This is a genomic window from Bradyrhizobium sp. CIAT3101 (assembly GCF_029714945.1).
Classification (GTDB): Bacteria; Pseudomonadota; Alphaproteobacteria; order Rhizobiales; family Xanthobacteraceae; genus Bradyrhizobium.
The window spans coordinates 2,911,346-2,924,301 of the sequence record NZ_CP121634.1 but is presented as its reverse complement, the minus strand read 5'-3'; the positions used below and the strand labels follow the sequence as shown (position 1 = coordinate 2,924,301).

Genomic DNA, 12,956 nt, shown 5'->3' with positions numbered 1-12,956 from the left:
CCGCCAAGTGCCCCCCGCATTATTCCGACAGCACGGCCCTAGTGATGCTTGTACCAACCGTAGTGGTTGCCGTTGTTGCCGCTGTTACCGTTTCCATTGCCGTTGTTGCCGTTGCCGCTATTTCCGTTGCCGGTCGCACCGCTCACACCACTTATGGTTCCCGAGACGCTGTCGGTCGCGTCCTTGGTCGACTGGGCGATGGGCGCCACTGTCGTCGTTGGACTCGAAGCTGTTGATGCCGCGGTAGAAGCGGAGGCACTGCTGCTCACGCTGACGGCCGTCACGGTTGTGCTATTGGCGGCTGTAGTCGTCGTGCTCGACTTGCTGTCGCTCCACACCGTGTCGGTGCTGGCGTTCGCGTTACGCACCCGCCCCGGCGCGACGGTGTCGTGGGCGAGCCCGTGCGTAACCTTGTGGAAGTTCAGCTTGACCTCGCCGAGCGAGCTCGAGATGCGCACCACGCCGGCCTTGGGCGCGCGGGTCTCGTTTGCCTGGCGCGATTGCGCTGGTACGCCGGCTGTCCTGGTGCCCTTGTCGATCGCACCAAGCGCATGGATCGCATGGCCGTTCGCCGCATTGCGCGGCACCGAGAGGCCCGACTTCGGCACGGGAATGCGCTCGATCGTGGAAGCGCGAGGCTTGCCTTGCTCGATCGGATTGAGCGTGCCGGAACCGCTGAGGCTGAGACCGGGCTTGCCGTGCTCGAAGGCGGTGGCCACTTGCCCCGGCATGACCTGGGCGATCTGGCCAGTCTTGAAATCGGAGACTTCAACCTGGCCGCGGAGCACGCCAACCTTGGTGCTGTCGGCGCCCACCGTGACGCTGAAATGCGTGCCCTTGACCACCGCGGCGAGATACGGCGTCTCGACTTCGAAATGCTTGACGTTGCGCTTCTCGACCTCCAGCAGGATCGAACCCGCCTGCTGGATGATGGTGGTCGAAAGCCCATCCTTCTTTTCGGCCGGCACGCCGACCACCGAGTTGGGCGAGATCAAGATCGTCTCTTCACCACGCACGAGCAGCACGCGTCCGTTGCGCCCGGTGCGAATGGTATCGCCCGGTTTCAGGGTCTCCTGCTGATTCAATGACACCTGCTGGGCGCCGCTGGTCGCGAGCCAGACCTCGCCCGACGACTTGCTCACCGACCAGACGCCGTCGTCCGCAGCGGACGCACCAAACGCAGTTCCCAGGATCAGCGCTGCCATCACGGCGCACTGCATTCCAATTCGGACGAACATGATGACCCTCAGCCTGAGTAACTGCGAGCCTGATGCGTATCCGAGATCACTCAAGATTGGCTTAGCGGGAACCCGCGACTCCGGGGGCCGCATTAACCAATCGTTGACCATAAAAACCTATGAAAAATCATGTGGCTACTGAATTCTTACCGGCGCCTGGAGACCTCTCCGTCAAACTACGGAGAACGGTCCGCGCTTGGCGCGGCTGGACGGTATCTTGCTGCCGTGCTGGCACTGCTCGGACCGACGCTTGCGGGAAATCCTCACGCGTTCGCGCAGCAGGCGAACCAGCCGGGGTTCGATCCGCGCCAGCCAGAGAAGTATTTTGAAAACCAAACCGAGCAGGAATCTCTGAGCCGGCCTCCGGTGAAGTTACCCTCGGTCGGCCAGCCCAATACCGGCGGCGACACCAAGCCACAATTTGTCCTGCGCGGCATCAACGTCAGCGGCGCCCATGTCATCCCTCAGGATCGCATAGCCGCCCTCTATCAGCCCTATCTTGGCAAGAAGGTCTCGCAAGCCGACCTCGCTGCGATCGCCGGCGCAATCAGCGATCTCTACCGTGCCGACGGCTTCCATCTCAGCCGGGCGATCGTGCCACCGCAGGACATCGCCGATGGCCGCGTCCGGATCCAGGTGATCGAAGGCGCCATCGTGCAAGCCGATCTGAAGGGTGACGGCGCCGAGCAGTTCGGCGTGAGGCCAATGCTCGGGCCGGTCCTGGCCGAGCAGCCGTCGCGGCTGTCAACGCTCGAACGCCAGCTCTTCCTCATCAACGGCAGGCCGGGCGTGCGGATCACCGATACCGCACTGGAGGAGATCGGTGGCGCGACCGGTCGTTTCCGCCTCACCGTCTATCTGAAAACCTGGCACGTCTTCACGTCGTTCGGCCTGGACAATCTCGGCTCGTCGTCGGTCGGCCCATGGCAGACCTACGCTACGGGCGCTTTCAACTCCTATCTCACGCCGGGCGACACGCTCGCGGTCAACCTGTCGACCATTGCCAACGATCCGCGCGAGCTCGGCTTTGCGCGACTGTCCTATGACGCGCCAGTCGGCGTCGACGGCGTGCGCCTCGGCGCCTCCGTCCTCTACAGCGCAGTCCGGCCGGGAGATGCGCGCCGTCTCGACAGCGACATCACCACGACCGAGGCTTTCGAGGTACGTGCGAGCACCGTGCCCTTCATGTCGCAATCGTCCGGACTGACGCTGACCATGGCCGGGACTTTCAGCAACGTATCGGAGCACGATCTCTACGGCCCCTGGTACAACGACCACATCAGGACCGCGAGCCTCACGGCCGATTACCGCCTCCAGGATCGCTTCGGCGGCACCAACTACACGACGATGACCTTCCGCCAGGGCCTCGACGTCTTCGGCGCTTCGCATTTCGACGACGATCTGTTGTCGCGCGACGGCGCGTCCTCGAATTTCTCGGTGCTGAATGTCTGGTTCACGCGCTACCAGACTCTCACTGACGCCTGGTCACTCAAACTGTCTGCGGCGAGCCAGACCGCATCGCGACCATTGTTTACCTCGCAGCAGTTCTATCTCGGCGGCGCAGCCTTCGGCCGCGGCTACGGTGCGGCCGAGATCAGCGGCGATAATGGCCTTGCCGGCTCGCTCGAAGTTCGCTTCGACCAGAAGCTCAACTACCGCTATTGGAGCGGCTACCAGCTCTACGCTTTCGGCGACGCCGGCGCAGTCTGGAACCACGGCTACCGTCTGAGCGACGGCCTTGCGCTGACATCGGCCGGTGCCGGCATACGGTTCTTCCTGCCGCAGGATTTCCAGGCAGATCTGGGCGTCGCCGTGCCACTGAGCTATCGGGCGCCCGACAATGAGCGGCGCAGCGCGCGCTTCCTGTTCACCCTGTCGAGCGCGTTCCGGCTTTGCCCCGAACGCGGCAGGCCGAACTGCCTCTAATCTTGCGCCCCGGCGACGCCGGCACGCGGGCCGTTTTGGGGCCCCTTCTCGCAGACTTGCCTAAATTTAATCCCGTAATGTGCTCACGATTTCTCGATCTGGGCGTTTTCAATGGCCATGTTCAGTCAAAAGTGATTGAGACGGAACAATGAAAAGGGTTTTTGCAATTCTGGCTTTTCTGTGCGTCCTTGCGGCGGGCCAGTATGTCGTCGTCAGCAAATTCGCGATCCGTCACGAGATGCTGTCCTTGTTCGACGCCACGCGTCAGCGGCCGATCTCGGTCGAAATCGCGGTGCGGCGCGATTACGAGACCAAGGCCAATCTCGGGCTTTGGAAGCTTCCGGTCGCCATCATCAGCAACGGCAACACGGTCAAGGCCACCGAATATTCGTTCCTCGCCAACGTGCTTGCCGCGCGCGGCTATCTCGTTGCCAGCATCCAGCAGGATCTGCCGAGCGATCCGCCCCTGATGACCCGTGTCGGCCAGCAATATGTCGGCCGGCGCGAGGTCTATATGCGTTGCGAGGCCAACATCCTCTACGTGCTGACCACGTTGAAGGGGCGGCAGGAGAACGCTGACTACGATCACATCACGCTGGTCGGTCACTCCAACGGCGGCGACGTCTCGATGTATGTCGCACAGCAGCATCCCGAGTTGGTGTCGAAAGTGATCACGCTCGACAATCTCAGGGTGCCCTTCGTGCTCAACGACCGCATGAAGATCCTGTCATTCCGCTCCAAGGATCCGCATTTCCAGACTGACCCCGGCGTGCTGCCGACGCCGGAGGAAGCCAAGGCGCGCGGCATCGACATCATCCACACCGGTGCGCAGCATACCGAGATGAGCGATCGCGGGCCCGACTCGGTCAAGGAGAAGATCCAGGCGACGCTCGATCGCTTCCTGCGCGACAGCGCCAGCAGCGCGCTCGCGCCGGCCGATACGACCTCCCCGATGATCATGAATCCCGGCGACTACTAATCGGGATCCTTTGCGGCAGATCAACGCAGTTCCATGCCGGCCGCGATAGCAGGGCGGTACAGCATGGGAGAGGCAATTGTCGCACCATCTCGAAAGGCTTGATACGGCGAGGCTTGGCCTGCCCCCGGCGCGGTCGCCCGGGCTCGTACGACATATCTACCGCTCGACCCGCAAGCTGCTGCGGTCGATCATCGGCCGCATCGACCTCTCGCAATTTCCGGGATCGTGCTGCGGCTGAGTTTTGCGCGGAACGCGGCAACAAGCCCTTGAAATGCAAATCCCTGCCGGAAGAACCGACAGGGATCAGCAGAAAGGATGACGGACGGCGAATGAGGTTCATCCGGTGGCCCATCATGGACCTGCACCGGAATTGAAATGCGCAGCGCGTCCCTGCGCAAGATCAATTTGTAAGCACACGCGCGTGGCGCGAGAAATCAGAACTTTCCCTTGTCAGGACTTGCCCTTGCCGGGCTGCATGAAGTTGCCGGTCATCTGGCGCATGTGATCGCCGGCATTGGTGAACTGGCTTCGCAGGAACTCGGACTGGATTCGCATCGCTTCCTGAAGGTCGGTTGCGTGAACCAGCTTACGAGCGTGTTCGAATGCCGCTTTCATGTTCTGCTCGGTGAAGGCGAGCGCCTGCTTGGATACGTCCGCGCTTGCTCCGGGAACGGACGACATCGATTTGGTGGCGGCATCGAAAAACATGCCGAATGCCTTCTCGGCCTGGTCGATGGTCTTCTCAGCCAGGTCGCGCAGTTCGGCCGGAACTTCGAGCTTCGGTTCGATCATGGTCGCACTCCTCCCTCTTTTTCCTGACTGATTATCACATTTGCCGCACCGCCTTCCAGCGGCCAAGCGCCGGCGACGGACGCCATCTGGCGGTCCGTTTTCCGGCCTGAAAGGTGGACAAAGCGTGATTTCGGCCCGTGGCCGGCTCAAGACAGCGGATGTTCGGGGATGGTTTCGTCGGTGACGAGGTCTTCGACGAGCTTGATGACCTCAAAGCGCTGCCGGGGAGCGAGCTTGAGAAAGGCGCGCAGCAGGCGGAGACTTTCGACGGTACCGTTCGCGGGGGCGCCGAGCTTGAGATGCAGTTCAGCCGCGAAATTGAGGTTTTTCATCTCGCACCTATCACAGGATTCGGCCCTTCGGTGTCGGGCATCGGGAGCCCGGTCGAGAACCGTATGCCGTTACCGAACATCATGGCGACGGCGAACTCTAGGTCGGAACACCCCAGCAGATTGACATGCTGAGCTGCATATCTGGAGAGACTCGGCCCGACCCGAGAAGTTGTAATTATGGCAAGGAACAACCCCTCGAGCAAGCCAAACCGTTGGGCTTAGCGATGCTTCGTCGGCATCGTGGCACGGCAATTCCGGATAACAGGAATACGCGCTGCCGTCACCCACCTGCGTCAAGAAGCAGCAATCAGTCACCACACGGCCCCGATCGCTGTCAATTAGACCTGCGTTTCATCTTGTTTCCCGTGTGAACCGCGATTGGCAGCCACGGACTAACGCTTCTTGAGCGTATACACGTAATCGTTGAGCCCGATTTCGGCGGTTGTATCGTCCACGAAATGAACGTCGATCTCGCAGCCGGTCTCGAGCGTCCTGATATGAGCCGCGGTGAAGCCGAGCGAAACGGCAAGGGCCTTGGGATCCACCTTCTTGTCGGCGCGCTGCATCTCGTCGAATGCGCCCTGGAAGAGCATTTCGGGACCGTAGTCCATCACCTTGTACTGTGGCTTGGCGCAGGCAAATGGACGCGGACCGGAGATCTCCCTGGCCTTCAGGACCACCGTCTTGCCCATCAGCCGCGTGCGCTCGGCATCGTCTGGCTTGCGGTGCGGATCGGCCCATGGTGCGACCACGGCCGTCGTCAGCGTCCAGCTGCCGATATAGAAGGGATCGGCGGCCACGGCAGGGCCAGCCATCGCGATCGATGCGAGCAGACAAATCGTGCGGGTGAATTTCATCCAACGAGTCCCCTTGATCTCCTGGCTTGGACTCGCCGCCCCGCGTCGGGGTTCATCGCTCCCGATATTTCTCGCTCCATGAACCGTTGTTCAAGATCGTACGACCAAGCGATTGCGAAACGGCCACGCAGATCACGGGCGCCATGGCTGATGGACTGTCTGATTCGGGCGCGCGTCAGCACCAAAGGACGACGGCATGCTTTCTCGCTGCGATCTCATCAAGGGCGCCGCGGTTGCGCTTCTCACACTCTCGACACAGGGCGCATGGGCGCAGGAGACCAAGATGAACCTTTTCAAGATCGTCACCATCAAGGACGAGATCATCATCGGGCTGTCGCCCGAGGAGCTTCAGGCGCTCGGCGGCAATGACGCGAGCGCGATTGCGCACGCGTTGGCGCAAAAGGGCGACCTCACCGTCTGGCAGTACAACGTGCATCGCGGACAGAACGGAGAGATGCAGCAGGCGCCCACTGCCAAGATCGGCCTGCTGGCCAACGCCTCGCTCCGTGTCGAGCCCTACACCACGCCCTACCAGATCATGCCGCATCCGTAAGGAGAGACGGAAGAACGCCGGCGGCGCAAGCCGCCGGCGGCCACTTCAGCGGCGCCGCGCCGATGCGTTGGTGGCAAAGCCGTAGATCAGCGCCAGCCGGTCGAGACATTCGCGAAAACGCCGTGCAAAATAGTCGTTCCAGCGCTGGGTGCGGACGGCGCGTCGCTGTCCGATCTGATCCATCGTCAAACCAAGCACCAGCACGTCATGCACCAGCGCGGCGCCGTCGGTGCCGAGCTCGCGCTCGACCCGGTTCAGCCGCAATACGGCTTGACGCTGGCTCTCGGTGATGGGCTCGCGGGAGCGCGTGCCGTCGACATGTTCGCGGGTCGGATCCATGGCCTGAGGGCCCCGCTCCGCCCTCTCCCAGTCGCTCTGGTAGGCGCGGCCACCCCGATATTGCGCCTCGTCGATCTGGTGATGCGAGTGCAGCCGGCCGAGCGGATCGTTGCGGATCGACCGGACCGCCACGATCTTGTCGTCCTGATCGAGCGCCAGGGGATTGTCGACCTTGACCTCCGCCAATTCTGCATTGAACGGCAGGTCGCGCGACCGGCGGTCGTGGAGCCCGGTCAATTTGTAGGACATGTTGCGTCTGGCACGTGCCACTCGGAGACTCCTTGCGAATTAAGATCAGAAGGAATGCTGGCCGCGCCGGTCAGGCGGTGGAGACCAGCCTCAGCACGACGGCACCGGCGGTACGGCCGGACACTGCTCCGGGACCGCGGGTCAGGTGCGCATGCGGCGCGCAATAGCTCGAACCAGGCTGACGCGGGTGACCGCAGAAGCTGATCTCCTCTCCCTCCCCGTCACCACCATAGGGATAGCGGCAATCGCCTCGCTCGAGCTCGAGCAGCGTGATCAGTCGCGGCTGGACACCGACGCAGCGCAGTTTGACCGGATTGGCCGGTCTTAATGCTGAAGGCGGCGGCAGGTTCAGGCCGGGTATTGCAACACGAGGCGGCGAGAGCGGACCGGGCTCGCCCGGCAAGGACGGTACGATCGATGGACTCGTCATCCGTTCGGGCTCGGCGAGCCCAAGCCGCTTGGCACGACCGATCACCGCATTGCGCGTGTAAACTGTTCCAAACCTTGCGTTAATCTCCCTTCCGATCTCCGCATATGACAGTCCCTTGAAAAAATAGTCGCGAAGCGCGTCGGAATGCTCCGACGACCAGTGGCCCGGTTCCATGCTGCTGTCCTGTGATGCGCCCCGATCGCACGATCCTGAGGCGGAACGCACATTCCGTTATTCCGAAGACAAAGTCAAGCGCGAATTCTGATATTCATAATTGCATCAATTCCGAATTTCGGATTACAAGAGGCGGAGCCAATCGGCAATCGAGGGAATCACCATGTTGGACGTTGCGATGATCGAGCGGGGCCTGGAGAAGACGGGCAAGAGCAAGGGCGGGCTGGCCGCGGCAATGGGCGTTCGCCCGGGCGCGGTGTCGGAGATCCTCGGTGGCGAACGCCTGGTGAAGGCCTCTGAAATCATTCCGATCATGGAATATCTTGAGCTCAATCTCGCGCCGATCATGGGGCGCGTCGGTGCCGGCGCCGTGATCGAGCCAGATGTCGAGCAGGTGCCGCCGGAGGGGCTCGGCGATATCGCGCTGCCGTTCCCGATCATGGAAGAGACCGTGGCCTTCGAGATCGTCGGAGATTCGATGCTGCCCAAATACGAAAGCGGCGACGTGATCGTGGTCTACAAGGACCAGCGTCATCCACTGTCGAGCTTTTACGGCGAAGAGGCCGTGGTCCGGCTCAAGACCGGTGAACGCTATTTGAAGACCATCGAACGCGGGAAATCTCCCTCCGTCGTCAATCTCAACAGCTTCAACGCCAAGCCGATCGTCGGCGTCAAGCTCGACTGGGTCGGAGAGATCTGCCTCTCGATGCCCAAGGGCCAGCTCGAACGGCTGCGCGCGAAGTCGGCCCGCCCCCGCAAGAAGGGGCGATAGGCGAGAATTTCCGATTTTTGGAAATTGACCTTGACTTAATTCCGTTTTTCGGAAATAATCTGCCGCGCCCTCGACGATTGGGGGTGCGGCAGGATCGCTTCATGCAGTATTTCGTCGTGATGATCGACTACGGGCGGCGCGGTCGCGAGGCGATCGTCGACCCCGAGATCACAAGACGCGAGGTCATCTCCCGCGTCACTTCCGGCGAATACCAGAACATCTCGTTCATCCACGAAATCGCAGAGAATTCGGTCGAGGACGTCACCGAGGCCATCCTGGCCGAGGCTGCCCTTCCCCAGATCCCGCCTGAAGATGTCGACCTCCAGGCCATCCGCCACGATCACGCCCGCGACCTGCGCAAGCACGAGAAAGCGTGACGCAGGCCCAGGCGGCTTGCGCCACGATTGCGTTGGAGATCACACCGTCAGAACGGTCGATCCCGTGGTCTTGCGCGCGGCGAGATCGGCGTGCGCCTTGGCAGCATCCTTCAACGGATAGGTCTGGCGCACCTCGATCTTGACCGCCCCGGACTTGACGACGTCGAACAGCTCGTTCGCCATCGCGACCAGATTCTCGCGCTTGGCGGCGTAAGTGAACAGCGTCGGGCGGGTGACGTAGAGCGAGCCCTTCTGCGCGAGCAGGCCGAGATTGAGCGGCTCGACCGCACCGGAGGACGCACCGAACAGCGCGGCAACGCCGAGCGGCGCGAGGCAATCCAGCGACTTCAGGAACGTGTCCTTGCCGACGGAATCATAAACCACCGGCACCTTCTTGCCGCCGGTGATCTCGTCGACGCGCTTCACGAAATCCTCGCGCGTGTAGATGATGACGTGGTCACAGCCGTGCGCCTTGGCGAGCTTTGCCTTCTCGTCGCTGCTGACGGTGCCGATCACGGTCGCGCCGAGATGTTTTGCCCACTGGCTCAGGATCAGCCCGACACCGCCGGCCGCCGCATGCAGCAAAATGGTGTCGCCAGCCTTCACGCGATAGGTCTGCCGGATCAGATACTGCGTCGTCAGCCCCTTCAGCATCATTGCGGCCGCCGTCTTGTCGTCGACACCGTCAGGCAGCTTCAACAGCCGGTCGGCCGGGATCAGCCGCGCCTCGGAATAGGCGCCGAGCGGTGATGCACCATAGGCGACCCGATCGCCCGGCTTCAGATCGGTGACACCTGGCCCGACCTCCTCGACAACGCCCGCGGCCTCACTGCCGAGCCCGCTCGGTAATGGCGCCGGATAGACACCCGAGCGGTTGTAGATGTCGACGAAGTTGAGACCAACGGCAGTGTGGCGGATGCGCGCCTCGCCCTGGCCGGGCTTGCCGACATTGACCTCCTCCCAAACCAGGACTTCCGGACCGCCGGTCTTGTGAAAGCGAATGGCATGCGTCATGGGCGTTGCTCCCTTATCGTTGCAGTGAAGGTGCGAGAACCGGATCGGCCTGTGAAATAGGCATTTGGTCCGCCCGTTACAGTACAGAGACGTAACAAGAATGTCACAGCGAACGACAAACGCTCGCCGTTCCGCCTCTGTTCGAAAGAGTTGATGACGGCATCGACGCAACCGGCAGTAGCCTTTGCGCGGGGTTTGGTGGTCGCCTGCGAAGGAGAGCCAAGATGCCAGCCTATGTACAGCATCATCAGGACATCGAAATCGCGCCTGTGATTTGCCCGACATGCATGGGGTTCCTGCCGATGTACGTGCGCGAGGTCGAGCCGCACTGGAGCCTCGCCAAGATCGACTTCGTCTACGAGTGCGCCGATTGCGGCGCTGAGGTCCGGCAGACCATCCGCAAGCCGGAGCTGCTGCGGCACTGACCGCACCGTCGATCGCCCCTTAAGTATTTGCGCTGAACGGAAAAAGCGGCCGTCGGCGCGGATCAGGCCCGTCCCAAACGAGGCTTGTTCTTTGCCGGGAACGCAGGCAGAACAAGCCTCAAGCAAGACCTTTGGGAGCGCCCTTTCGTGGCTGAACAGAAGGCCTCGACCTCGATCGAGGCAGTGGAGAGCGGCCTCGCCGCGCAAGGCTATATCGCGAGCCGGCAGATCGCGACCGCCGTCTATTTGTCGCAACAGATCGAAAAGCCGATCCTGGTCGAGGGCCCTGCGGGCGTCGGCAAGACCGAGCTCGCCAAGGCAATCGCCGCCTGGCGCGGCATGAAGATGATCCGCCTGCAGTGCTACGAAGGCCTCGACGAGGCCAAGGCGCTCTATGAGTGGAAATACGCCAAGCAGCTGCTCTACACGCAAATCCTCAAGGACAAGCTCGGCGAGGTCCTTGGCGGCGCGCAGACGCTGCACGCCGCGCTCGAACAGCTTCATGATTTTGGCGACGTGTTCTTCTCCAAGGAATTCGTCGAGCCGCGTCCTTTGCTCCAGGCACTGGAGCAACCGGGCGGCTGCGTGCTGCTGATCGATGAGATCGACAAGTCGGATGCCGAGTTCGAATCGCTGCTACTGGAAATCCTCTCGGACTTTCAGGTCACGATCCCCGAACTCGGCACCGTCTCGGCGATCACGCCGCCGACGGTGATCCTCACCTCCAACAGCGAGCGCGATCTCGGCGACGCCTTGAAGCGGCGCTGCCTGCACCTGCATATTGGCTTCCCCGAGCAGCGGCTGGAAGAGCGCATCGTCGAGAGCCGTGTCCCCGGCATCTCGCAGACGCTGCGCCGGCAGATGGTCGGCTTCATCCACGAAATCCGTTCGCTGGATTTGAAGAAGCTGCCCTCGGTGAGCGAGACGATCGACTGGGCCCGCGTGCTCGTGTTGCTGCAGGCCACCGAGCTCGACACCGAGATCGTCAAGGACACCCTCAACGTGCTCCTGAAATACGAGGCCGACATCGAGGCAGCTCACCCGCAGATCACGACCTTCATTGCCAAGGCGACCCGGTCCAACGTCTTCGGTTGACGCCCGATGCGCGAGAACCTTCATCGTTTCTTTCGAGCTGCGCGGGGGGCGGGCGTCCACGTCTCGCCCGCCGAAAGCATCGATGCGATGCGCGCCGTCGCGCAAGTCGGTCTCACCGACCGCGCCATCCTGCGCGACGCGCTACTCCTGACGCTCGCCAAGTCGCAAGACGAGAAGCTCGCGCTCGGCGACTGCTTTGATCTGTTCTTCAGCCAGCCCGAGCCTCGACAGGATCAACCCGAGGCCGACGACAGCGACGACGCTTCGCAAGACCCGGATCAATCGCCGTCCGCAAGCTCGGCCAGCGACGCGGGCGAAGGACAGCCTCCGGAAGGATTGGGCCCGCTTGCACAGATGCTGATGTCGCAGGATCGCAATGCGATCTCAGCTGCGATCGCCAGCGCCGCGGGTGCAGCCTCGCTCTCCGACATCCGCTACTCCACCCAGCGCGGCATCTTCTCCAGCCGTATCCTCGATGCCATGGGCCTTCAACGCCTGCGCGACGATCTCGACGAGCTGACCGCGACGAACCCGGCGCTCGCCGAACGCCTGCGCGCCGCGCTCGATGGCTTGCGCGAGGCGGTGCGTGATACCGTCTCGCAAGGGCTTGCGCTCTATGCCCGCGAAGAAGCCGAAAATCTCCGCAACGAGATCCTGCGCAACGCGCCGCTGGCCCGCATCGAGCGGCGTCAGGTCGCGGAGATGCGGGCGCTCATCCGCCAGATTGCGCGCCGCCTGCGTGAGCGCTACTCCAAGCCGCGTAAGCGCCAGCGCCGTGGCCATCTCGATGTCCGCCGCACGCTGCGCCGCAACGCCGCCTGGGGCGGCGTACCGTTCCTGACCGCGTGGAAACGCAAGCACCGCGATCGGCCAAAGATAGTGGCGATCTGCGACGTCTCCGGCTCGGTGGCTCAGGTCTCGGACTTCTTCCTGCTCCTGATCCACTCGCTGCACGAAGTCGTGGACGACGTCCACTCCTTCGCATTCTCGTCACATCTGATCGAGGTCAGCGAAATCCTGGAGAAGAAGTCGCCCGAAGAGGCGATGGCGGAGATCATGTCGAAGGTCGGCTTCGGCTCGTCGGACTACGGCTCTTCGCTGGTCGACTTCGAGCACGACTTCATGAGCACGCTGACGCCGCAGACCACGGTGATCGTGCTCGGCGATGCCCGCAGCAACAACCTCGACCCGCGTGCCGACATCCTGCGCCGCATCTCCGAACGCTCGAAACGACTGGTCTGGCTCAACCCCGAAGGACGGCTCGCCTGGGGCTTTGGCGATTCCGAGATGCCGCGCTATGCGACCTTTTGCAGCGTGGTGCGGCAATGCGCCACCGCGCAGCAGCTCGAGCGCGCAGTCTCGGATATCGTTGCGACTTACCAGTAAGTCCTCAGTTCAGGCCGA

Annotated in this window: 16 protein-coding genes; 9 read left to right on the top strand and 7 right to left on the bottom strand. The window is 62.5% G+C overall.

The window, feature by feature from the left end; genetic code table 11:
• Positions 1-38: 38 nt before the first annotated feature.
• Complete coding sequence (locus QA645_RS13675; RefSeq protein ID WP_283050797.1) at positions 39-1,238, bottom strand: FecR family protein; 1,200 nt, start codon at positions 1,236-1,238, stop codon at positions 39-41.
• A 129-nt stretch (positions 1,239-1,367) separates the two neighbouring features.
• Here QA645_RS13675 and QA645_RS13670 point away from each other — a divergent pair, with 129 nt between their 5' ends.
• From QA645_RS13670 to QA645_RS13660, 3 genes are all read left to right on the top strand, one after another.
• On the top strand, positions 1,368-3,164 hold the full coding sequence (locus QA645_RS13670) for a POTRA domain-containing protein (protein WP_283050796.1): 1,797 nt from the start codon (positions 1,368-1,370) through the stop codon (positions 3,162-3,164).
• Between the two features lie 148 nt (positions 3,165-3,312).
• The gene (locus tag QA645_RS13665; RefSeq protein ID WP_254132882.1) at positions 3,313-4,143 is read left to right on the top strand and encodes an alpha/beta fold hydrolase; all 831 of its coding nucleotides are present in this window, start codon (positions 3,313-3,315) and stop codon (positions 4,141-4,143) included.
• A gap of 76 nt (positions 4,144-4,219) precedes the next feature.
• Positions 4,220-4,381 carry a hypothetical protein gene (locus QA645_RS13660; RefSeq protein ID WP_283050795.1) on the top strand — a complete coding sequence of 54 codons (162 nt, stop codon included), beginning with the start codon at positions 4,220-4,222 and terminating at the stop codon, positions 4,379-4,381.
• A gap of 212 nt (positions 4,382-4,593) precedes the next feature.
• Here QA645_RS13660 and QA645_RS13655 read toward each other — a convergent pair whose 3' ends face one another.
• From QA645_RS13655 to QA645_RS13645, 3 genes are all read right to left on the bottom strand, one after another.
• A complete protein-coding gene (locus QA645_RS13655) occupies positions 4,594-4,935 on the bottom strand; it encodes a phasin (protein WP_194481422.1) in 342 nt (113 codons plus the stop codon).
• A 146-nt stretch (positions 4,936-5,081) separates the two neighbouring features.
• The gene (locus tag QA645_RS13650) at positions 5,082-5,267 is read right to left on the bottom strand and encodes a hypothetical protein (RefSeq protein ID WP_027531907.1); all 186 of its coding nucleotides are present in this window, start codon (positions 5,265-5,267) and stop codon (positions 5,082-5,084) included.
• Positions 5,268-5,659: 392 nt separating this feature from the next.
• A complete protein-coding gene (locus tag QA645_RS13645) occupies positions 5,660-6,124 on the bottom strand; it encodes a hypothetical protein (protein ID WP_283050794.1) in 465 nt (154 codons plus the stop codon).
• A 196-nt stretch (positions 6,125-6,320) separates the two neighbouring features.
• Between QA645_RS13645 and QA645_RS13640 the strand changes: the two genes are divergently transcribed.
• Positions 6,321-6,677: a hypothetical protein gene (locus tag QA645_RS13640; RefSeq protein ID WP_254132884.1), complete on the top strand. Its 357-nt coding sequence runs from the start codon at positions 6,321-6,323 to the stop codon at positions 6,675-6,677.
• A gap of 45 nt (positions 6,678-6,722) precedes the next feature.
• Here the strand turns inward: QA645_RS13640 and QA645_RS13635 are convergent, their stop codons facing one another.
• Together QA645_RS13635 and QA645_RS13630 are read right to left on the bottom strand one after the other, a co-directional pair.
• Positions 6,723-7,286 (bottom strand): hypothetical protein, encoded by a 564-nt coding sequence (locus tag QA645_RS13635; RefSeq protein WP_283050793.1) that lies wholly within the window; start codon positions 7,284-7,286, stop codon positions 6,723-6,725.
• A 49-nt stretch (positions 7,287-7,335) separates the two neighbouring features.
• Positions 7,336-7,869 (bottom strand): GcrA family cell cycle regulator, encoded by a 534-nt coding sequence (locus QA645_RS13630; RefSeq protein WP_283050792.1) that lies wholly within the window; start codon positions 7,867-7,869, stop codon positions 7,336-7,338.
• Between the two features lie 163 nt (positions 7,870-8,032).
• On the opposite strand from QA645_RS13630, the gene QA645_RS13625 reads away from it, so the two are divergent.
• Positions 8,033-8,641 (top strand): S24 family peptidase, encoded by a 609-nt coding sequence (locus QA645_RS13625; RefSeq protein WP_027531902.1) that lies wholly within the window; start codon positions 8,033-8,035, stop codon positions 8,639-8,641.
• 101 nt (positions 8,642-8,742) lie between these two features.
• Positions 8,743-9,018 carry a hypothetical protein gene (locus QA645_RS13620; protein ID WP_148776744.1) on the top strand — a complete coding sequence of 92 codons (276 nt, stop codon included), beginning with the start codon at positions 8,743-8,745 and terminating at the stop codon, positions 9,016-9,018.
• A gap of 39 nt (positions 9,019-9,057) precedes the next feature.
• Here QA645_RS13620 and QA645_RS13615 read toward each other — a convergent pair whose 3' ends face one another.
• Complete coding sequence (locus QA645_RS13615) at positions 9,058-10,032, bottom strand: quinone oxidoreductase (protein ID WP_254194736.1); 975 nt, start codon at positions 10,030-10,032, stop codon at positions 9,058-9,060.
• Positions 10,033-10,256: 224 nt separating this feature from the next.
• Between QA645_RS13615 and QA645_RS13610 the strand changes: the two genes are divergently transcribed.
• From QA645_RS13610 to QA645_RS13600, 3 genes are all read left to right on the top strand, one after another.
• The gene (locus tag QA645_RS13610; protein ID WP_057749711.1) at positions 10,257-10,457 is read left to right on the top strand and encodes a hypothetical protein; all 201 of its coding nucleotides are present in this window, start codon (positions 10,257-10,259) and stop codon (positions 10,455-10,457) included.
• A 147-nt stretch (positions 10,458-10,604) separates the two neighbouring features.
• Positions 10,605-11,552 carry a MoxR family ATPase gene (locus QA645_RS13605; RefSeq protein WP_254132889.1) on the top strand — a complete coding sequence of 316 codons (948 nt, stop codon included), beginning with the start codon at positions 10,605-10,607 and terminating at the stop codon, positions 11,550-11,552.
• Between the two features lie 6 nt (positions 11,553-11,558).
• On the top strand, positions 11,559-12,938 hold the full coding sequence (locus tag QA645_RS13600) for a VWA domain-containing protein (RefSeq protein ID WP_283050791.1): 1,380 nt from the start codon (positions 11,559-11,561) through the stop codon (positions 12,936-12,938).
• Positions 12,939-12,956 lie beyond the last annotated feature (18 nt).